Consider the following 22,301-nt stretch of genomic DNA (forward strand, 5'->3'; position numbering starts at 1 on the left):
CTTGCAATGCTGGGGGAACCACCGAACGACGTCCGGCGATACGAGGACTATCGGGCCACGGTGGAGCAGGCCTACCGCGACCAACGCTTGAGTCAGGAGTCGCAGGACTTCCTGGCCGCGCTGAAAAAGCCGCACCGGGACGCGATCACCGCCATCGTCACCGACGTGCTCTACGGCACCAAGGAAGCGGCGACGATGCTGGTGGCGACACCGGAACTTCAGGGCTCCTCTTGGAGGCGCGCCACCAGCTTGCTGGACGCTTTCGCGACGCAACTGCGGGCGAACCGGCCTGCTGGCCTTGGTGAGATCGCCCCGCAGCTGACGGTTGCTCCCTTTACTACGGCGGTGGCACTCCCCGGGGAGGAATCAGCAGGCGCGGCGGCGTTGCCTGGGCCGGTGGCGGTTGATGGGGTGATTTCCGGTCGGCAGTTGGTGGAGAAGGTGGTTGGGGGGCGTGAGGCGCTGGAGGAATTCCAGGGGGCGCTGCGTGAGCGGGAGTTGCAGGTTGTGAAGCCGGAGCAGGTTCTGCTGGGTTCTTTTGCCGGTGATGCTCGGAGTCAGCTGGAGATTTTCGCAGAGAGGGGTGTTTTTGCTCAGGCGGTGCTAGTGCGGCTGCCGCGATCCGGGGGGGCTGGGCGGGCTTGGCGTGTGACTGTTGGGGCAGTGCAAATGTGGGAGGCGTTGGGCGAGTTCCCTGAGGGTTTTGAGGATAGTTTCGCTGATTACTTCTTGTACGCGGTTGATGATCAGGGGCGTGTGGTTTTTCCCGAGTCGTCGGGTGTGGAGCCTGGGGAATCGGTCGGGAGTGGTGCTCGCGGTGGGGTGGTGTCTTGGGTTGATCATGCCGGGTTCGCCGGGATGGCTACCGAACAGGCTCGGCCTGCTGGCCTTGGTGAGATCGCCCCGCAGCTGACGGCGGTCGGGAGCGGTGTTCGCGGGGAGCAGCAGGCTGATCCTGATTCGGTTGACGGGCTGGTCTGGACGCTCGGCGACTTGGCCGCAGCGGCGGAGTGGCTTTGGGATGCCGGGAACGAGCGCCTGTCGGAGGAGGAGCGAGACAGTGCCGAGAGCCGCTTCGACCAGGCGATGGAGCAGGTGGAAAACGCCATCACGGCGCTGGCCAGGCCGCAGAAGATCTTCCTGACGAGCCTGTCATCGGAGTACGTCAAGGCCATCAGGACGATCATCGCTCTCGCGTTGATCGGCAGTCCGGCGACGACGGGAGCGTTCGCGAGGACGCCGGCGTTGGAGTCTGCCGAGCCCCAGGCTGACGTGTTGCTGAAGATCTTCGTGCAGCAACTGCGGGATCATCGGCCGGGGTCGTCGGCGTTGGCTGCGCCGGAGCCGGGATCGGAGACTGCCAGGCGGTCGGACGAGGTGAGCTTGCCGTCGGTTGAGCCGTTGACGGAGCGGCCCGCGCCGGGGTCGCGGGTCGGTGCGCGGGACGGGGCTTGGGACAACGGCGGATCTTCCGTGGAGTTCGATGAAATCGCTGCCGACAATCAGGTGATCACCCGTAAGCAGCTGAGGGACAACGTGGTCTATGGGCCCACGGCGCGGAAGAACTTCCGGCAGGCGCTGAGCATTCGAGGCCTGCCGGACGCTGAGCCGGAGCCGGCCTTCTTCAGCGACGTTGCGAAACTCGCCAAGGCTTTGCTGACGACTCTGGCCGATGCCGGTGCATTCGTCGAGGCGGTGGTGGTGCGGTGGCCGAAGACCGGGGCGTTCGAGTTGGACGGTCAGGCATGGCATCTGAGCGTCGAGCAGGTGCGGGACTCGGAATTCCCGGCCAACTTCGAGGACGCTGCCTCCAGGTACTTCCTGTATGCGGTACGCGACGACGGTAGTGCGTTCACCGGCAATTCCCCGCTTCCCAGCCTTGAAGGCGATCCTGGGGTGAGGTCGGAGGTGTCCGGGCCTCGTGGTGGTGGGCCGAGGCCGGGCGGGGTGAGCCTGCCGTCGGTTGAGCCGTCGGTTGAGCGGCCCGCGCGGGGATCGTTCGAAGGGCGGGTTGGTGCGCGGGAGGAGTCTTCACACGACGATGGGTTCCTCATCGAGGTCGAAGAGGCCCGCGCCGGGGAACCTGCACCAGGCGTGCGTTCTGCCGCCGGGGATCCGGCGGTCGTCCGGCTGGGGCAGGAGCTGGACCGGGGCCGGGAGTATTCGCCCGACCGGCTGCGGGCTTTGCGCTCGCTTCGCTTCATGGTCGCCGATCGGGAGAACGTTGAGGAAAACGCCGTCACCGCTGATCAGGTCCGCGCGTTCGTCAGGTCCCGGCCAGGCCGGGACCATGTCGGCACGCTGCTGTACCGGATTCAGACGGCCCGCGACGTTCTCAGCGAGGTCAGCGACATCAAGCGGCTGGAGACCCGCCGTAGGCATTACGAAGCCGCGATTGCCGAAATCAGCACATTGCTGGGCAACGGCGAGCTGAACCGCGATGCCGTCATCGAGATCGCCAAGAGGATCGCGCGTGGGCTGGGGGCGCTCCGGCCCGAGTTGGCGACCTCGTTTGGCCAGCCGCCCGCCGCCGGCCGCGGAGAGGGCCGGGAGGCGCTGACGAGTGAAGCCGAGATCTACGCTGCCGCAACGAAGCTGGGCCCGCCGCACTACAACGTCCTGAATGATGCGCAGTGGATTGTCGCCGAGACCAACCTGTTTGACACCCCGGTTGACCTGGACCGGGTCGACGTCGGCGTTGAAGTCGGCGTGGGTTTCCCGTACAACACGGTGTCCCGCCTCGTTGCCGAGCGGATCGCGAACAGTGGCTGGAACAAGAAGGATCTGAAGCGGTTCGCCGCTGAACTGGGACGCGTTCTGCGTACCGAGAATCCGCGGTGGGTGGTGCGTACGGAGCTGGAGAAGCTGAGGGGCGGCGCCGGCCCCGGCGACGGGAATCATCGGGCCTCCGGCGCGCCAGCACAACTGGACCCGGCGGCACAACGCCCCGGAAACGCACAACCGGCTCGGCGGGCGGATGAGGTTTGGGGGGATGCGTTAAAAGACGCGTTCCTGGCGAATCCGAATGTGCTGTTGGAGCCGGAAACGTGGTTGGACCGGGCTCGTACAGCTGTCGAGGCGGCTGGTGTTAAGGCGTCGGCGTCGAGCGAGAGCTCGTTCAAGAAACATCTGCCTTTTGCGCGGAAGGGCCTTGGTTCGGGTTCTGGCGCGGCGGGGTGGGTCGTGTCCCTGGATCGGGAGTACATGTTCTTTCCGAATGCTGCGGTATCGGATGCTGCGGTATCGGATGGTGATGGTGGGGGGTTGGCGGGTGATCGAGAGCGCTTGAACTGGGACGATGTGCTGGAACAGGATGGGGTTGAGGTGTTGGCGGGGTTCGTCAAGGCGCCTCGGCGTTTCATTCCGGTGGCCAAGGTCGATGCGGTGCACGGTCGAAAGTCGCCCCACGCTTCCACGCGCATTGTTGCTGAGATCAATGGGTTGTTGCTGGCGAATGGTGCGGGTCATATCTTTGGCGTCCATGACGGCAAGCGGGTTGCGGGGTTCGTATATGCGTCGACTGGCAAGAAGGGGGATCGGTTGTTGTCGGTGGCCGAGATCCCGGATGTCGGTCGTGCACAGTTGCAGCCCGAACACCGGCCGGGTGGGTGGGAGTTGCTGGTGGGTGACGACTGGCGGGCGTGGTTGAGTGACGGTGCGGTGGAGTTGTTGTCGGACCTGCAAGGGGGTCGGCCGCGGCGGGTGGACGGGTTGTCGATGCGGGCAGTGGCGGAACTGAACTCGGTCGGCGCCGTTGCGGGCGTGGGGGACCTGGTCGCGTCTGTTGGCGAGAACCTGCAGCTGCAGCCGGCCGGGAGTAAGGCGAAGGCGACGCTGACCAAGTTGGAGGAACCGGAGCTCGGTGAAAAGAACTACCGCGCGCAGCAGCAGGCGCGGAACAGGCGGGGGCAGGGGGCACCGGGGAGGGCGCGCTACGTCAAGCGGCAACGGCGTGCCGAGGAGAGCCCGGTGCAGCTGGAGTCGTTCAAGCGGGTTGATTTCGCGTCTGACGCGACGCCGGCGGAGAGGATGGAGGCGTTCTATGAGGCGAATCCGGGCCCCATTCCTGCGCGCATTCTGAAGCAGGTGGGCTGGCCGGGACTGCCGCTAGACGATCCCATCGGCCAGAGTAGTTTCGAACACTGGCACCTTCGTCTCCACAAGCGTTTGGGTGACGGAAGCTTCGAGGGGTCGAGTGCCTGGATTGTCACCGAGGCACGTGGTGACGAGACGGCTTATCTGCATGTGCCCAAGATGCCGATGGCCGATATCGGTGGGCGAACGGGGCACCGGTTCGCCGCGGCCGATTGGGGGAAATTGTTAGACGCAAGCCATTTGAAGGTACTGCTTTTCTTCGCGCGGGATCCGATGCGGAAGTTCTCTCGTACTGATGTTTGGAATGAAATCTGGGGGCCGGGCTCCGGCGTCAGCAAGGACCAAGTTCGTGACACAATCTCGAAACTCAACAGGGTGTTGAGGCGGCACGGTGCCGGGATCATTGTTTCGCACACGCCCCGAAAAGGGGGTGGTGAGGGTTCGTGGTGGTATACGACGACCGGTGCGCCAGGGGATCGGCTGGTTGATAAGTCCTCGATCGAAGGTCTGGTGAAGAGGGTGCTGCCGCTGCCGCGCGGGCGTTCAGTGCGGGCTGCGGGGTTGTTGATGAAGACGTCTGGGTGGTGGGGGTGGTTGAGGCGCGATGAGTTCGATGTGATGCGTGCGCTGACAGCCCAGCCGGAGTCGGGTGCGTGGTTGGAGCTTGATGTTTTCGCGGACGCCAAGGGCACGATCCCGCTGGAACGACTGGAGCGGATCGGGGAACAGTTGAATGCGGTCCTGGAACCCCGGCCCGACCCGGAGACTGGGCGGGAATCGGTGAGTTCGGGTTTGGTTGCGTTTGACCCCGAGCTGGGGATGATGTTCGTTCCGGGTGAGGGTGCGGTGGAGTTGGTGGAGGCGGGGGATTCGTGGGTGGGGGGTGTGTGGACCAGGGCGCGGGTGCTGTCGGCGTTGTCGGTGTTGGAGCCGCCGGGCAGTGGTGAGGCGTGGAAGAAGATCTGGGGCGAGTTGGGTCCGCCGGACGAGTTGGACGCCTTGGCGGGTGAGGATGGGGCGGTCTTTGAGGGGGTAAGGCGGGTGGTGTGGCTTCGGGCTGGGTGGGGCGAGGCCGCTGCGGTGGTGTTCAAAGAGATCCTGACTGGTTTGTTGGCTGAGCAGGCGGGCGCGGGGGCATCGTCACAGGCACAGGAAGCGGAATCGCCACAGACGGACGGCGACGGGTTCCTGAGGTTCTTGGAGGACGCCGACGACGTCGTCGAGGGCTTCGAGTTTGACGTTGAGGGCTTCGAGTTTTCCGGTGACTCGGGGAATGTGCCGCGTGATGAGGGCAAGGGGGTTGTCCGGCCGGGGGTTGCTACTGAGCAGGCATCGGGTTCCGGGCGCGGTGCGCCAGGGGAACAGGTGCAGGAGCAGGAACAGGCGCAGCTGCAGACGGACGTGGACGCCCCGGGGAACGAAGGTATGGCGTCGTCGAGCCGGCCTGGCGTGTCTCGTCCGGCTACGGCGGATGTGCGGCCGTTGGAGTGGACGACGCCTAGTGGGTTGGAGTCCCTGGCGCGTGACCTTGAGCTGCGCAAGGCGGAGCTGGACGTGGAGAACGCCCGGGAGCTGAGCAAGATGGGGTCGAAGCTTGGCCGGACTTGGCAGGCAGTCGTGGACAGGGGGCTGCTGCCGGAGTTCCGTAAGGGGTCCGCCGAGGATGTCAAGACGGTTGCCAAGCACATCGTGGCGAAGACGCCGCGGGCCGTGGAGGCGGTCCGGGCATCGGAGCTGGCGGGCTTGGTTAACACCGAGGGTGAGAGCCGGATTCCGCTGGCGGGGTGGCTGGCGGTGCTGGCGCACGTGGCTGAGGGGTCAGGGAATGTTGCCGGTGATGACGGGACGCCGGAAGGGCCGTTGACGTTCGAGCGGTTGGAGGAGGTTGCGTGGGAGCTTGGTGATGCGGCTGAGGTGGAGCGTTGGGCTCTGCCGCCGACGGACGAAGTGCTCGACGAGACGAAGCGGGAAGCTGCGGCATCGCATCTGGTCAAAGCCAAGCTTGCGGTGCTTGAGGCGTCCGAGAAGGAGGCGCGGAAGAGCTTGGGGAAGCTGGGCTGGCGCGAGCGGGAGGTTGTGAAGACGTTCGTCGCGCATGTGCTGGCGTTGAATCCGTTTGCGTTGCGGGTGATGGCGAAGACCGAGGCGTTCCGCGCCGCCGAGTCGTGGGGCAACACCGACGGCTGGGTCCTCGACCTGGGAGAGTTCAAAAAATCCAGGGATTTTGCCGCACCCTTGCTGAACCTGGTCGCCGGGGCTCTCCCGCACGGGGCGGTTCCGGATCGCTTGCCTGCGGGATTGCGGGAGGTGGTCAGCGCTCTGGACGAGGACGAGCTGCGCCCCTTGCAGCCGGTTGTGAATTCGTCGTCGTCTGAGCGGCGGTCGGCTGGGTCCGAGCGGCGGTCGGCTGTGGCCAAGGGGAAGCAGGAGGTGGCCAGGGCGCTGAGCCCGGAGGGCCGTCGGGTCTTGGGCGGCGGGGACTCGGTGGTTCAGAGCGCGATCATCAGGTTCGTCGCCGAGGCATCGGTGAGTGGCTCGTTGGCACAGAAGATTGCGCTGCAAACGGGCTTCGCCGCCGGTGACGTCAAGTCGTTGTTGAAGGCTGTTTCGACGGGTATGGATTGGAGGCCGCTGGCGGCGGCCGCGAAGAAGCTCGCGCCGGAAAGCGGCGGGCGGTCGGGAGCGAGCGGGGCTTCTAGGAAGGGGCGTAAGCGGGGGCGGCCTGCTGCTGTGGAGCGGGTCGGTCGTCGGGTGGGTCCTCTGGCGAAGCGGCCGCGGGGTGTTGAGGGTGCGGGGTCTGGTTCTGGTGCTGGGTTTGGTGGGTTGGTGTGGTCGCCGGAGCGTGTGGTGGCCGTGGTGGCTGAGTTGGATGTGGCTGAGCGGGCGTTTGTTGCGGGTGGGTTCGGGGCGGATGGGGATGTGGCGTTGGCGAGGGAGCGTGTGGCGTTGGCGCATGGGCGGGTGGGTGCGGAGGTGGAGGGTGTTTTTGCGCGTCTGCCTGAAAATGTGGGGGAGGCGGTGGATCGGTTTGTGGGTTATGTGGTGGCGGGTCGGCGGTTTGCGTTGGATGTGGTGGAGCGGACGCCGCAGTTGTGGTGGGCTGGTGGTTCTGCCGAGTCGTTGTTGGGGGCTGTGGCGGCGGGTTTGGCGTGGGGGGCGTTGGAGGGTGGGTCTGCGGCATGGGACGGGTTTGCGCAGGGGTTGGCTGGTCGGGGGGCGTCGTTTGATGGCGGGCTGATGCCGCGGTCGTTGGAGATGATTCCGGAGGACCGGAATGTGCGGGGGGTGCTGGATGCGACGGTGACGCATGCGTTTACGGAGAGGGATGTGGTTGCGGCTGAGGCGTTGGTGGTGGGGTGGCCGGAGGGTGGTTTGGGGGGTGGTGCGGGAATTCGGGCGTGGCACGTGCCGGCGATGGGGGAATTGCCGTCTGGTCTGGATGATGCGGGTTTCCGGTACTCGGTGGTCGTGGTCGATAACCAGGGGCAGCGGCTTGATCTGGTGGTCGATGACGCGCGCGGTGTTCTCGGCAGGTTCGCTGACATGAACCGGTTGGAGGGTCGGCCTTGGCATTTTGACGCTGCGGTCGCCGCGATTGGCCGGCTGTTGGGGATTGGCGAGTTCAGCGCCGCGTATATTGACGGCGCTGCTTGGATGATCGCGCGTGGGCTCGGGGTGCTTCGTCCTGAGCTGGTGACGTCGTCTGATGCGCCGCCTGCGGTGGATCGTGGAGACGGTCGGGACCTGTTGACGAGTGCGGACGATATCTATACGGCCGTAGGGAATCTGAGGCCGGACTACAATCATCTGAGGGCCGCGCAGCGAATCGTCAACGAAACCAACCTGTTTGACACCCCGGTTGATCCTGACCTTGTCGATCCCGACGGTGACGGCTGGGGCCCGTACAACACGCTGTCCCGCCTTGTTGCCGAGCGGATCGCGAACAGTGGCTGGAGCGAGGAGCGTCTGCGGGAGTTCGCGGTTGGTCTTGGCCACCATCTGGGCACGGTCAATCCGGCGTGGTGGGTGCAGTTCGAGGGGTTGGTCGGTACCGGTCCTGATCAGGTCGGTCAGGAGCGGCCCGCGGCGCCGGTGCAGTACTACGACCCGGAAGAACTCCACGACTGGGAAATGCAGCAGCGACGTGAGCAGGCCGCCAGGCAGTCGGACGAGGTGAGCTTGCCGTCGGTTGAGCCGTTGACGGAGCGGCCCGCACCGGTCTCGCGGGACGGCGCGCGGGACGAGTCTTCGGACGACGGTGGATCTTCCGTGGAGTTCGATGGAACCGCTGCCGACGATCGGGTGATTGAGCACGAGAATCCCGGCCAGGAATCGCGTGCGGACGCGGCCGGCGTCGCTGGTGGTGAGGTGATCACCCGTGAGCAGCTGAGGGACAACGTGGTCGATGGCCCCGAGGCGCGGGAGAACTTCCGGCAGGCGCTGAGGAATCGACGCCCACGCCTGCCGGACGCTGAACCGGAGCCGGCCTTCTTCAGCGACGATGCGAATATCGCCAAGGCTTTGCTGGCGGCTCTGGCCAATGCCGGTGCGTTCCTCGAGGCGGTGGTGGTGCGGCTGCCGAAGACCGGGGCGTCGGAGTTGGACGGGCGGGCCTGGCATCTGAGTGTTGAGCGGGTGCGGGGCTCGGGATTCCCGGGGAACTTCGAGGATGCTGGCTCCAGGTACTTCCTGTATGCGGTAGGCGACGACGGTAGTGCGGTCACCGGCGATTTCCCGATCCGCAGCCTTGAGGGCGATCCTGCGACGGGGTCGTCGTCCGGGCCTCGTGTCGGTGGCCCGGGGCCGGAAGAGGCCACGGGTGAAGCCGGGGGGAGCTCGGCCAGTCGCGTCCCCGATGGGTGGGTCGGCGCGCGGGACGAGTCTTTGGACAACGACGGATCATCCATGGAGGTCGATGAAGAGGCGCCCACTGAAGTACCGGCAGTGGAGCGCGGTTCCGGGTCGATGAGTGCGCAGGACGCGGCATGGGTCCGCCGGATGTTCGCGGGTTTGGAGCGCCGGGCCGCGGATGCTTTCGCGCGCGGGGAGATCAGTGACCATCCGACGCGCGGTCCCCGGCTGTTCGGGAACACCCGGATTCGGCCGGTTCCGGCGGCGTTGGACGTCGATCTGATGGAGTTGCCGCTGCGCCAGGTGTGGGGATTGCTGAACCGCGCTGACATGATTCGTTCAGAGTTGCCGGACGAACCGTTCACGCGGCAAGCCCTCGACGAGGCTGGGCGGGGCGTCGTCATCTTGGAGTCGAACTGGACAGCGGCTGATCGTCAGATCTTGCAGGATCTTCCGGAGCAGTTCCGAACCGGTTTTCGGCTGCCCACCAAGCGGGAGATCGCGATGGCGCGGTCGGCGATCTGGCTGGGTGGCCCACTGGACGGTTCGCCGCGGACGGCGAAATTCATCGAGGGCGTGGCGGCGACACGGCGCAAGTTCAATGGCCCGATGGTCCTCTTCACCGACGTTCCGCGAGCGGATATCACCCAGGCGTTGAATGGGCTCGCGCTGCGAGGCGATCGGCTCGACAGTGTGCGGCGGATGGTGCGGATCGCCGGGCAGCTTGGTTTGTGGGTGGTCAATATCGACGAGCTTCCGCTGGCGAAGGTGTCCACGCCGGTGGTCGAGCGGGTCCTGATGGACCGGACGAAGAGCAGCCCGTACGGCTATGTCCAGGCCAGCGATGCGTTGAGATGGCTGCTGAGCTTCGCGCTCGGCAACCTCTACCTCGACGGCGACGCCGTCCTCGAGCGGCCCCAGGTGTTCCAGCAGGTGCATGCCTCGGATGTCGGCTATCGCTTGCTGGACAGAAAACCCGTAGAGCGGGAGGACACCGGTGGGTTCGTCAACAACGACGCGATCCTCATGTCCAGGGGGCACCCCAAGGCACTGGGTTATCTGGGTACATATGCCCGTGCCGGAGAGCTGACACAAATCGACCTGTTCGGAGATCGGCTCTACAACCGGTCTGCCGACTTATTCGACGAGAATCCCATAGGGGTGCTCTGGACTGATCATAGTTCGGTCAAGGACAGAACGGGTCCGGGCTTGCTGGCGAGTGTCCGGCGGAATACTGGCAAATTCCACCTGCTTCCGGGCGTGAGCGGAAGTTATGCCAATTCGTGGGCGGCCGCGGTCGTCCCGTCCGCGGAACCGAAGATTGCCCAGGAGGATCATGCGAGGTCGGAGGAGTTGGTGGCCAAGGTCGCCGACGTCCTGATCTTGTATCTGCACAACCGGCCGCACGACATGTTCTACCCGGCGGTCAGGAATCTGCTGAGCCGGCATGAGAACCCTCAACTGGTGTTGCAGGCCGCGAGTACCTTCATCGCGAGTGTTCCGGCGTTTCGTTCCCGGGCCGCGTCGGTGACCAACGCGGAGTTCCGCGATCGCGAGTGGCACCACGTCGCGACGACGGCCACGCTGGAGCAACTGTTCACTGTGACCGGTGGTGACGCGCTGACGTGGCGTGGCTATCTGAGTGGGCCGGCGCAGCTGAAACGTCCGCCGGCGGAGCTGCTGCCGGAAGGACTCATCACGGCCGGCGGGTGGCGAAACGCCCTGACGCCGGTCGCCTCGGCACAGGAGAACAGCCTGATGGCCTCGCTCGTACGCTGGCGAGTGGCTGGCGAGGCGGGGCACTGGTGGAACTACGGCATCGCGGCAATGGGACCGGCGCTGCTAAACCACCTTGATGTGCACAGGCGTATGCGCTGGGCCCAGACGAAGGTCGCGCTCGACGTCGAAGATGTGAGGGACATCATCGAGTCCGTCGACTTCGAGCGGGTGCCTGGCGGGGTGGACGCGCTCATCCTGATGTTTTCCGGAAAGCCGCACGTGACGGCGGTCGTCGCCGGCAAGAAGGACGGCGAGTGGTCCCGTGCCTGGAACGTGGTGTCGTCACCCCAGGATGGTCGCCCCCTTCTCGTTGACACGGCGAACTTTCAGGAGGATGGGAAGCCGCTACTGGGCGAGTTGCGAGCCACTCTGTCCGAATATGACGAGTTGTACGCCTCCGCGGTCAACGTCGATGGCACCCCTCTCACGGTGGCGAACGCCGGGGGGCAAGCGAACGCCGAGAGGCCGCGATGGGATCGGAACCTGGCCCTTGGCATGGCCGCGCACCTGAAGTCGCTGGAGTCTCGGACCGAGGCCGGCACGGGCGCCCTGCGCGCAGCGCAAGCGGAGCGCCTCCGTGCGGCGTATCAGCGGTTCGACAAGCGTCCGGCGGACGACGAGCAGGTCCTGGCCGCGATGAGGAGGTTGTTGAGCGGTTTCGGCCTGGAAGAGGCCGTCGAAGTGATCACACTGCACGCCTGGCGGGGAGCCGAAGCGGTGAGACGGCTGCTGCCGTCCGACTTGCCGAGCGATCTGAACGAGTTCGTGCCCGCGGTGGCGAAGATCATCGCGTTGGACGTGGCCGGGTCGATGGAGTCGCCGCCGTTGGATCACCTGCGCGAGGATGCCTCCGCTGAGGAGATCAAGCTGACCGTCCGGCGGCGAGTTGGCCAGTATCTGACCAGCCTGTATGAGGCTGCTTTGGGGTTCACGAACCTCGACGACATTACCGACGAGCAGGTGCGTGAGGACCGCACGCGGCAACTGGAGCACGCCAGGCGTGCGGTGGCTTTGATCGATGGCGCGGCCCTGCGTGAGCGTGGTCTGACGGCGGAGCAGCTCGCGTTGATCGTCGCGCAAGACCTTGACCCGCTCGACGAGGTCTCGTCCGCCAACACGGTGGCGCGGAAGATCGCGGGGCGCCTGGATATCGCGATCGCGGAGCCTGGCAATCAGCCGGCACACGTGGTGAGCGCGAACGTCCCGGCAGGCGCGGTGCCCGCTGGAGGTGCGGTCGGCCTGAATCGGCCGGACGGCGGCTGGACTGCCGAGGACGTCGAGTCTCGGGCGTCGCGGATGGGGTGGCCGTACTCCGGCGATGCCCTGCGTTCGGAGCCCTCGCGCCGCATCAAGGACACCGTGAAGAAGCTGGTGCAGGATGCGGCGCCGGGCGCTCTTGGTGGCCGGGAGTTCATCGACGGCAGCCTGGGCAAGGCCGTTGTGGTACTCGCCGCGCATGAGCTGTGGGATCCCAGCCGCCGCTCCCGCGGCTGGGAGGTCGCGGTGTCCGATGCGGCTGATCTGGTCCGGGAGGTCATCACGGACCTGGCGGGTGTGCCCAACCCCCAGGAGGTGAGCCTCGAGAGCTTCGAGAGCCGGGACGAGGCACGTGCGTGGGTCGACATCAACGCCGAACATATGCGGCAGATCGGCTCGTTGTTGCACATTCCCGGTGCGTTGTGGCGTCACCCGGATTACGACATGTTGTGTGTGTATGCCTTGGGGGCCTTGTACAACTCGACGAAGACGGGTGAGCCGTTCAGGTTCGATCCGACGGGCGATCTGTCGAGGCGGGTACTGCTGTCCGATGTCGTGCGTGAGTTCGGGGTGGGTGGTCTCACCGAATACGACGGCGGGCGGAACAGCCTCATTGATGTTGGTCGTGAGCTGCCTGAACGCGGCGTTGGCGTGGCTATGTGGACGGTCAATGGGGATGAGTACCACCTGGTGGGGGTCTGGCGGAACTCCCGCGGGCAGGTGCGGGTGCTCGATGCGTCCACGGGGTTGCCTGCCGCATTGCCCGGCGGGACCTACTACTTCGGCGTTGTCGACGCGAGCAAGTTGGATGGAGGGCTCATCCGGTTGCCCGGTCTCAAGCCCGGCAGTGACGACGGGCGCGACGCGCAGCGGCGCATCACCGAGATCGTGGAGCCCGGGCTGCCCCGGGACCGGGTGTCCACTGATCCGGCTGTCGACCGTGCGACGTTGGAGGAGTTCGCCCAGGACGACGGCGCGATCGGTGAGTTCCGTGCCGATACGGGTCGTGATCCCCGGCCGAGGGTGATCGCCGCCAGTGACGATGTGTGGGGAGTCTTCACGCGGCTGGCGAGGCAGCCGAATGTCGATCGGGTGTTCCTGCTCGAAGGAGCGCGGGGTGGTCTGCGGACGTGGCGGCTGACCGGTGACGATTTGCGTACGAGGAATGTGCCGGACGGCTTGGGCGGCGACGACGCCGTCTACTTCGTTGACGTGGCCGATGTCGATGGAAATCTGATCGAGGTCGGTTCGAAGCCGAAGGCCGCCCTGGTGGAAGAGTCGGCTGGGGTTGTGCGTGAGCTGGGGCGGCTCACGGACCTGATGCATTTCACCGACGTCCGCGGCGAGCGCCGCGCGGTCGCGGAGCGGTTCGGTGGGGCGTGGGAGCTGGCGCGGGCGGTTAGCGAGTTGCTGCCGTCCAGCAACGAGCCCGGGTCTGATGTTGTGGTGCATCATCAGCTGCGTCGGCTGGGGGACGTGGTGCGGTTCCTCGACGCCAGCACTCCCGGCGCGCTGGTGGGCTACGTGGGTGGGGTCGACGCCGCCGTCAAGGTGACCGGCGCGGCCCCGGAGACCGTGTTTGGCTGGGTGAGCGGCGGCGTCCCCGAGACCGGAGATGCTGGGCGGCTGCGGCTGGCCGCACTCGAGAAGGTGGTCAAGACCTTCGGCGGGCCGGCGAACATCCAGCGGGTGGACCAGCGGCTGGCGGACCTGACCACTCAGCAGCGCAGGCAGTTCAACCTGCCCGGGGATGTCGCCAGGTTCAGTGATGTGCTGGCGGTGTTCGCACGAACTCCGGCGAGTGACCGGGTGCGGTTCGTCGACAACCTCGCACGCGATCTGGGCCTCGTCGAGTCGTCGTCCGGGGAACAGCGTGGTGGTGGCTTTGTGGGTGGCCGCGAGCGAACGGAGCGTTTGGAGCGGACCAATGCCCCGGCCGAGGCCGGCGACGGGGGCGGCTCTGGCGATAACGCCGGCGAGGTGAAGCGTAAGGGTTCCGAGGAGATTTGGGGGGATGCGTTAGCAGCCGTGTTCCTGGCGAATCCGAATGTGTTGTTGGAGTCGGAAACGTGGTTGTACCGGGCTCGTCCAGCTGTCGAGGAGGCTGGTGGTAAGGCGCGGGCGTCGAGCGAGAAATCGTTCAAGAAATATCTGCTTTTTGCGCGGAAGGGCCTTGGTTCGGGTTCTGGCGCGGCGGGGTGGGTCGTGTCCCTGGCTGAGGAGTACATGTTCGTTCCGAATGCTGCGGTATCGGATGCGGGGGTGTCGAATGCTGCGGTATCGGATGGTGATGGTGGGGAGGTGGCGGGTGATCGAAAGCGCTTGAACTGGGACGCTGTGCTGGGCGAGCCTTTGGTCAAGGTGTTGGCGGAGTTCGTCAAGGCGCCTCGGCGTTTCATTCCGGTGGAGAAGGTCGATGCGGTGCACGATCGAAAGTCAGCCAGCGCTTCCGTGACCATTGTCGCTGAGATCAATGGGTTGTTGCTGGCGAATAAAGCGGGTTACATCTTTGGCGTCAGGGACGGCAATGACGGCAAGCGGGTTGCGGGGTTCGTATATGCGTCGACTGGCAAGGAGGGGGATCGGTTGTTGTCGGTGGCCGAGATCCCGGATGTCGGTCGTGAACAGTTGCATACTGAACACCGGCGGGGTGGGCGGGAGCTGCTGGTGGGTAACTTGCGGGCGTGGTTGAGTGCCGGTGCGGGGGAGTTGTTGACGGCCCTGCAAAAGGGTCGGCCGCGGCCGGTGGACGAGTCGTCGACGCAGGCAGTGAAGGAACTGAACTCGGTCGGCGCCGTTGCGGGGGTGGGGGACCTGGTCGCGTCTGTTGGCGAGAACCTGCAGCTGCAGCCGGCCGGGAGTAAGGAGAAGGCGACGCTGACCAAGTTGGAGGAGGAACCGAAGCTCGGTGAAAATAACTACCGCGCGCAGCAGAGGGCGCGGAAAAACCGGGGGCAGGGGCAGCCGGAGGGGGCGCGCTTCGTCAAGCGGCAACGGCGTGCCGAGGAGAGCCCGGTGCAGTCGACGTCGTTCAAGCGGGTTGATTTCGCGTCTGACGCGACGTCGGAGGAGAGGATGCTGGCATTCTATGAGGCGAATCCGGGCCCCATTCCTGCGCGCATTCTGAAGCAGGTGGGGTGGCCGGAACGGCGGCTAGACAATCCCATCGGTCAGAGTCATTTCGACCACTGTCACCATCGTCTCCACAAGCGTTTGGGTGACGGAAGCTTCGAGGGGTCGAGTGCCTGGATTGTCACCGAGAAACGTGGTGACGAGACGGCTTATCTGTATGTGCCGAAGAAGTCGATGGCCGATATCGATGGGCGAACGGGGCACCGGTTCACCGCGGCCGACTGGGGGAAATTGTTAGACCCAGGCAAGTTGGCGATGCTGCTTTTATTCGCGCAGGCGCGGGGGCAGGAGCTCTCTCGTACTGGTGTTTGGAATGAAATCTGGGGGCCGGGCTCCGGCGTCAGAGAGGACCAAGTTCGTATTAAAATCTTGGAACTCAACAGAGTGTTGAAGCTGCACGGTGCCGGGATTATTGTTTCGCACACGCCCCAAAAAGGGGGTGGTGAGGGTTCGTGGTGGTATACGACGACCGGTGCGCCAGGAGATCGGCTGGTTGATAAGTCCTCGATCGAAGGTCTGGTGAAGAGGGTGCTGCCGCCGCCGCGCGGGAATTCGCCGCGGGCTGCGGGGTTGTTGATGAAGACGTCTGGGTGGTGGGGGTGGTTGAGGCGCGATGAGTTCGATGTGATGCGTGCGTTGATGGCGGCTCAGCCGGGTGCGTGGTTGGAGCTTGATGTTTTCGCGGACGCCGAGGGCACGATCCCGCTGGAACGACTGGAGGGGATCGGGGAACGGTTGAATGCGGTCCTGGCACCCCGGCCCGACCCGGAGGTGCCGGGAGGGGAATCGGCGTATTCGGGTTGGGTTGAGTTTGACCGCGAGCTGGGGATGATGTTCGTTCGTGGTGAGGGTGCGGTGGAGTTGGTGGAGGCGGGGGATTCGTGGGTGGGGGGTGTGTGGACTAGGGCGCGGGTGTTGTCGGCGGTGTCGGTGTTGGAGCCGCCGGGCAGTGGTGAGGCGTGGAATGAGATTTGGGGCGAGTTGGGTCCGCCGAGCGGGTTTGGCGCCTCTCGGGCTTCGGCGGGTGAGGTTGGGGCGGTTTTTGACGGGGTGGCGCGGGTGGTGTGGCTTCGGGCTAGTCGGGGCGAGGCCGCTGAGGTGGTGTTCAAAGAGATCCTGACTGGTTTGTTGGCTGAGCAGGCGGCCGCGGGGGCACCGTCGCAGACGCAGACGCAGACGCAGACGCAGGGACAGGTGCCGGTGCGGGTATCGGCTGAGGCGGGAGATTTGTGGGTGGGGGGTGTGTGGAACAGGAAGCGGGTGTTGTCGGCGCTGGGCAACGTGTCCTCTTTGCCGCCGGTGGACGACGATGTGTTTGAGTGGTTAATCCACGAGCAGTTGCCGGAGAAACTTGAACTCACCCAAGCCGAGAAAGACGCTGTGACGCGGATCGTGTCGCATCGCCACGGTCATGGCGACGAGGTCACCGCGGTGGTCGAGGAGATCGTGAGCGGTCTGACCGCCGAGGCCGCCGGCGAAGGATCCACTGTGGACGACATCGGCCTTCGGTCGCTGCCGGAGCAGGCGGAGCAGCGCCGCGTCGCCGAAGCGCCTGAGCGAAATCCGGGGGAACAATCCAGTACGGAGGAAGCGGAAACCGCCGAACGGGGCGGGGAAACCGAGCCAGCAGGCCCCCGGGACGCCTTGTACTACGACAGTCTCTGGCCGAGCAAGCGGGAACCCGGGGTCGAGGACCTTGTCTGGCGGCGTACCAAGGTGCGGGAGGCGTCGTGGTTCGCCCCGCTGCCGAACCCGGTGAAGCCGGCCGACTGGGAGCACCTGCGTAACGTGCTCCCGGATGGCTCGGCGAACTTCGAGATCAGTGGCATCAAGATGTCCAGCCGTCCGGACAATGTCGATGACCGCTTCGTTTTCGGTGATTACGAATGGCGGCGCTTCGAGGTCAACGGGCGTGGGGTTCAGGAGTTCACGTTCAAGGCGCATCTGAAGGAAGACGAGTTCCTGGCGCCGTTCCGAGAGCGCGCGGAGCGTGAACTTCGGCTTGCCGAGGAGGCATCGGATGCCGCCGACGATGCCACCGTCGCCGTCCAGCGTCTCGAATGGCAACTGGATTCCTCGCCGGAAAACGCCGCCGTGCTGGCCCGTGCGCAGGACGACGCCGATGCTGCCCGGCGCCGGGCCGACGATCAGTGGGAGAAGGCCTACGAGGCTGGCATGGAGCTCGACCAGCGGCAGCAGCTGATCGACGATGTCAAGCGGCGTGCCGCCGGTGCGGCGGACGAGGTGTTCAACCAGGGCTACCGGATGCCACGTTCCGGCGACCAGTTCCACTTCCGGCTCGAGTTCGTCGATGACCCGGCGCAGGCACGCCAATCGATCCGTCTCCACACCGATCCGAGCGGCCGTACGAATCAGCTTGCCTGGAACCCGTACACGGCCGATGACTCGACGTTCGCGCACGAACTCGGGCACTGGTTCGGTCTCCCTGATGAGTACCGCCAGTTGGGGAGCTACCAGCGGGGCTGGCGGCAGGCGGCGGACGGTGTGCGGCTGCCGGAGTACACGGTCCGGACGCATCTGGACACCGATTCGCGTCTGGGCCCGCTTCGGGATGAGGTGGACACTGATGAGCGGTGGGCCGCCGAAGCGACGGCGGACGCGGTGCGCGAACCGCATGACGCGAGGCTGCGGGACGAGGCACAGCAGTTGCGGGCGAAGGCGGACGAGTCGAAGCAGCGGCTCGCCGACGCCGAGCGGGAGATCGATGAGCTGAAGGCCCGCGCGACCGGCGCGGTCTCGGACTTGTTCGATCCCGAGGAGATGCACCCGGACTCGCGGTTCTTCGTCAATCTGGAATTCACCGACGTCTGGGCGGACTCGCATTACAGGGTCAACCTCGTGGAGAAGTCGGCCGGCGATCCGAGAGCCTGGGACACCCGGGCCGGCAGGTTCGCCCTCGCCGGTAGGGTCGGTCTCCACCTGGGGTTGGAACTCGAATTCCTCCAGGCATTGCGGCGGGGCGAGGCCGGTGACATGCAGGCGCGCCCGAAGGCCGACGACCGGCTGATCTTCAACCGGGCCGATCCGCCGATGCCCACCGACATCACGACCGGTGAGCCGCATCGCCCGCAGAACTCTTACATCGCCGATGACGGGTTGATGGGCACCCAGGCGGCGGCGTTCCTGCCACGCCACCTGTGGCGGATCGAGGACCACGCGATTTCGCAGGGGCTGCGCCCGGATATGGCGGTGCCGGGCCCGCAGCGCCGGGCGAGGACGCTGGATCATCTGCTGACGCGGGACACCGTCGACGAGGGCGCGGTGCTGGGCGAGCTGGCTGCGCTGCGCGGGGACCCGGCGGCGGTCCAGGAGGTGCGGGCCGCATACCTGGCGAACACCGGAAAGACCCTGGACACCGTCCTGCGCATGGCGCTCGGCGACGACGGTCACCAGCGCGCAGTGCAGCAGCTGGAGACGCGTGACACCGCGCGCCCGGCGGGCACCGAGAATTTCCGGGAATCCGCGCAGGCGGACGAGCGTGCGAGCAACGTCGACGGCCGCGACCTCGACTGGGCCGCCGTGGTCGCTCTGGACCTGGACGATGTGCTGATGGGGGAGTTGCCTTCGTCGGAGAACGAGCAGGAGGCGTCTTCGGTTCGGTTGACGCCTGAGGTGCTGCATGATGCGGCGAACAGGCTTCGGGAGGCCGAGCCGCCGCGGCCGCCGCGGACGGACGCGGACAAGCAGGTTTCCGAGGACCTGCGCAAGGCGGGAAGGGACCTCGCGGCAATCGAGGCGTGGGTGATGCTGGCGCCATTGGTGAAGGATTTCCGGGCCAAGTACCCGAGGACGTGGGAAAGTGTCAGGCTGGTCGTCGTCCATGCTGCGGCGGGTACGGACGCGGCGCTGCAGTTGCTCACTGAGTGGGGCCTTGTGTTCGAGGGGCAGCGACGGAGTCGGGATGATGTCGCGACGTTGCTGGCCGACTTGATGCGGCGTATGAGCGAGTTCCCCCCAGGCCCCGAAGATAAGCTCACGGAGGATCAGCGGAGGCTCGTCTCGTACCTCGCCGAAGGCATGAGCGAGGCGCAGATCGCAAGGCGACTGCGGTGGTCGCGGAATCGCTTTGTCGACCAGCTCGAGGGTCTGAGGAAGGATCTGGGCCTCAGAAACCCTGACCAGGTCGTCAAGTGGGCATACGACCAGGGATCGTCGGCGGGTAGCGGGAGGCTGGATTTCACGTCGGAGTCGCTGCGTAGGGCAAGGATCATTCTGCTGGCGGCCGAGCCGAGGCCGGCGCGGTCGGAGGCGGAGAAGCGGATCCTCGCTGATCTGGACACGGCGTCAGAGGCGGTCAAGGATGCCTATGAGCGCAGCGAACCGGCGCGGCGGATGGCGGAGAGTACGTGGGCCGATATCTCGGTGCTCGCTCGCCATGTGGTGGCGGGCACGCCGGAGGCGCTGGAGCTGATCAAGGGGTTGGAGCTGGCAGAGTTGGTGGTCAGCACAGTATTCGCTGACGGCACGGTCGAGGAGAGGATCAGGGTCTTCGCTGCCGAGCTGGTTGACCAAGTGGTGCGTCTTGTGCAGGAATCCGGCGGCTCTGGCGATAACGCCGGCGAGGTGAAGCGTAAGGGTAAGGGTAAGGGTTCCGAGGAGATTTTGGGGGTTGCGTTAGCGGCCGAGTTCCGGGCTCATCCGAATGTGTTGTGGGAGTGGGAAAAGTGGATGGGTCAGGCTCGTGACGCTGTCGATAAGGATGGTGTTAAGTCGCAGGCGTCGAGCCGGGGTTCGTTCTTGAATTATCTGTCTTCTGCGCGGAAGATTCTTGGTTCGGGTTCGGGTTCGGGTTCGGGTTCGGGTTCGGGTTCGGGTTCTGGTGCGGCGGGGTGGGTCGTGTCCCTGTCTGAAAAGTACATGTTCATTCCGGATGCTGCGGCACCGGATGCTGCGGTATCGGATGGTGAGAGGTCAGCAGGGGATCGAAAGCGCTTGAACTGGGACTCTGCGCTGGAAAAGCCTATGGTCAAGTTGTTGGCGGAGATCGTCAAGGCGCCTCGGGGTTTCATTCCGACGGCGGAGGTCGAGGAGCAGTACAGTGGAAAAATGATGCAAAGGGTCTCTGAGATCAATGGGTTGTTGCGGGCGAATAGTGCGGGTCATATCTTTGTTGTCAATGACGACGTGCGGGGTAAGGGGTTTATATATACGTCTGGTGAGGCGGGGGATCGGTTGTTGTCGAGGGCCGAGGTCCCGGATGTCGATCGCACACAGTTGCGGCGCGATCGCCGGCGGGATGGGTGGGAGCTGTTGGTGGGTGACGACTGGCGGGTGTGGTTGAGTTCCGGTGCGGGGCAGTTGTTGTCGGACCTGCAAGAGGGCCTGACGCGGGTGGGCGAGTCGTCGACGTCGGCAGTGGACGAGCTGAACTGGGTCGGCGCCAAGACAGGGGTGGGGAACCTGGTCGCGTCTGTTGGCGGGAATCTGCGGCTGGAGCCGGCCTGGAGTGAGGCTGAGGCGAAGCTGACCGAGTTGGATGAACCGAAGCTCGGTGAAAAGAACTACCGCGGGCAGAAGCGGGCGCGGGACACGCGGGGGCTGACGGCGCCGGAGGGGTCGCTCTCCGACAAGCGGCAACGGCGTGCCGCGGAGAGCCCGGTGCAGTTGGAGTCGTTCAATCAGATTGACCGCGCGGCTGACGCGACGCCGGAGGAGAGGCTGGAGGAGTTCTATCGGGCGAATCCGAGCCGCCCCATACCTAAGCGCATTCTGCTGCAGGGGGCGAGGCTAACAGATAAAATGTTCAAGCCCACGAACGCTGCGGTCCAAAAGCGTTTGGATAGCGAGGGGATCGATGCGGAGGGCTGGATTGTCACCGAGAAACGTGGTGACGAGACGGCTTATCTGTATATGCCCAAGAAGTCGGTGGCCGTAACGGGGCACCGGTTCACCGCGGCCGACTGGGGGAAATTATTAACGGCAGGCTTGTTGGAGATGCTGCATTTCTTCGCGAAGGCGCCGGGACAGGAGTTCTCCCGTACCGAGCTTCGGGAGGGTATCTGGGGCTCGAACTCTGACGATTACACAGAGCGGGCTGTTGATACAAGAATCGTCAACGTCAACAAAGTGTTGAGGCAGCATGGTGCCGGGATCATTGTTTCGCACACGACCCGAAAAAAGGGTGGCGGTGAGATTTCGTGGCGGTACATGACGACCGGTGCGCCAGGGGATCGGCTGGTTGATCCGTCCACGATCGAAGATCTGACGACTAGGGTGCGGCCCCGCGGGAATTCGCCGCGGGCTGAGGGTTTGTTGATGAAGACGTCTGGGTGGTGGGGGTGGTTGGAGCGCGATGAATTCGAGGTGATGCGTGCGCTGCTGGACGCCCAGCCGGGTAAGGGGTTGATTCCTGATGGTCCCACGCCAAAACGACGGGCGGGGATCAGGAATCAGTTGAACGTGGTCCTGGAACCCCGGCCCGACCCGGGTGTGCCTGGAGGGGAATCGGTGGTTTCGGGTCGGGTTGAGGTTGACCGCAAGCTGGGGATGATGTTCGTTCCGGGGCCGGGTGCGGAGGAAGTGAAACTGGTGGTGGCGGGGGATTCGTGGGTGGGGGGTGTGTGGACCAGGGCGCGGGTGCTGTCGGCGGTGCGGGATGAGTCGGGGCTGGAGCGACCGGGCGGTGGTGAGGTGGCGGATCGGATCTGGGGCGAGTTGCGTTCGGTGAGCGGGGTTGACGCCGCTCAGGCCTTGGTGGGCGAGTCGGGGGAGGTCCTTGATGGGGTGGCGCGGGTGTTGTGGCTTCGGGCTAGTCGGGGCGAGGCCGCTGAGGTGGTGTTCAAAGAGATCCTGGCTGGTTTGGTGGCTGAGCAGGCGGCCGCGGGGGCACCGTCACAGGTGCAGGAACAGGTGCGGGGATCGGCTGAGGCGGGGCAGCGTTGGACGGGGCCTGGCTGGACCTCGGCGCGGGTGTTGTCGGCGCTGGACGACGTGTCCGGATTGCCGCCGGTGGACAGCTTTTTGTTTCCGGTGTTGATCAGCGGGCTGTTGCCGGAGGAACTCACCAGGGCCGAGTACGACGCTGTGGCGCGGATCGTGTCGCATCGCAACGGTCATGGCGAAGAGCTCACCGCCGTGGTCGACGAGATCGTGAGCGGTCTGGCCGCCGGGCGGGAACTGGCCGGCCAGCAAATGACGGTTCCCGATCAGGGACAGGCGGCCGGGTT

Annotated in this window: 1 protein-coding gene (running past both ends of the window); it reads left to right on the forward strand. The window is 65.5% G+C overall.

The whole window is internal to a hypothetical protein gene (locus BLW84_RS37065) on the forward strand: the coding sequence, 52,245 nt in all, runs 21,942 nt past the left edge and 8,002 nt past the right edge, and what appears here is coding positions 21,943–44,243 (codon 7,315, complete, through codon 14,748, partial); the first complete codon in view begins at position 1. Both codon boundaries (start and stop) fall beyond the window edges.

The organism is Saccharopolyspora shandongensis, assembly GCF_900106995.1.
Classification (GTDB): domain Bacteria; phylum Actinomycetota; class Actinomycetes; order Mycobacteriales; family Pseudonocardiaceae; genus Saccharopolyspora; species Saccharopolyspora shandongensis.